This is a genomic window from Dietzia cercidiphylli (assembly GCF_014145145.1).
Lineage (GTDB): Bacteria > Actinomycetota > Actinomycetes > Mycobacteriales > Mycobacteriaceae > Dietzia > Dietzia natronolimnaea.
Window position 1 is genome coordinate 1 of sequence record NZ_JAALEA010000385.1, and the last position, 1157, is coordinate 1157.

1 protein-coding gene is annotated in these 1157 nt (G+C 70.0%); it reads right to left on the reverse strand.

From position 1 onward, the window contains the following. Positions 1 to 180 precede the first annotated feature (180 nt). A complete protein-coding gene (locus tag G6028_RS18085; RefSeq protein ID WP_182659186.1) occupies positions 181 to 843 on the reverse strand; it encodes a DUF559 domain-containing protein in 663 nt (220 codons plus the stop codon). Between the last annotated feature and the right edge of the window lie 314 nt (positions 844 to 1157).

The following is a 1157-nucleotide window of genomic DNA, read 5'->3' on the forward strand; positions in this document are numbered from 1 at the left end:
CGGCTCGGCGCCGGGCGCAGCCGCCCGCACCCGCCCGACCCGCCCGACCCGCCCGATCCGCCGAGGGGTCGATCCCGCTCACGTTTTCCCAGGTCACTTTTCCCGGGAACGCGCATTCTCGACCACTCGACGGAGGCGCGGTTGCCAAGTTGAGTCCGGATGCCAGGTCGAGGGGTCTTCTCAGCTCAGCGCGGCGCGCAACAGGGCGGCGAGCTCATGGGGACGACGGTAGAGGAGCGTCGCCGTCACGGTGATGACCGTCCAGCCGGCCGCGCGCAAGCGGTTCAATCGGCGGACGTCGTTTCCGTGCTGCGCGGCGTCCCGGTGGCCTGCTCCGTCGTACTCCACCGCGACCTTGCGTTCCGGGAAGGCGAAGTCCAGACGGTACGGCAGTCCCGGGGTGCGGTACTGGACTCGGAACCCGGTCAGCCCGAGGTCGATCAGGAACAGCCGCAGGCGCGTCTCCATGGGCGATTCGGTCAGCGGCTCCACCATCGCGCAGCGCTCGAGAGCGATCCTGCGGCCCCGCAGCCCCGGATGCCTGGCGAGCAGCGTCGGCAGCGAATGTCTGACGTCGTAACCCGGCCCCATCCGCGAGGCGCCATCCAGTGCGATCACCGCCTCGGACTTCTCCGCGTGCCTCGCCAGGTCGAACAGTGCCCATTCCGGGCTGGCGAGACGAAGGGGTGCGCCGTCGGCGTCGAGGATGGTGTCCACCTGATCCTCCGGGATCTCGTACCGGCGCGCGACGATCCCCTCCCGCCGCACCCGCTTCCCGCCGACTGCGAGTTCGATCGAGTACTCGGCCGGAACCCACGGATGGCCGTGGATCGCGGCAGCCACCCACCCGGTGGCCACCGCACCCGGGCAGGCCAGTGTTGCCGCAGCCAGCCGCGTGATCGGCGTGGTGACGGTATTCGCGGGTTCCCATATGCCGTGGTGGGCTCTGCGGTATCCGTTCGTGACCCGGTGCGTCCCCTGGGTCGCAAGCAGATCGCCGCGACGTCGCGGGCCGTTCGGTGGTGATGCCATGCGGAGACTGTCGCGTATCGCGGGCGGTCCCTGCTCCGGCGAGCAGCCCGTTCGGAGCTGCGTTGTGGAGAGACCGCAAGCCTGGGAAAAGTGCGCGCGGGTCAGTTGATCGAATGGGGCGAGCG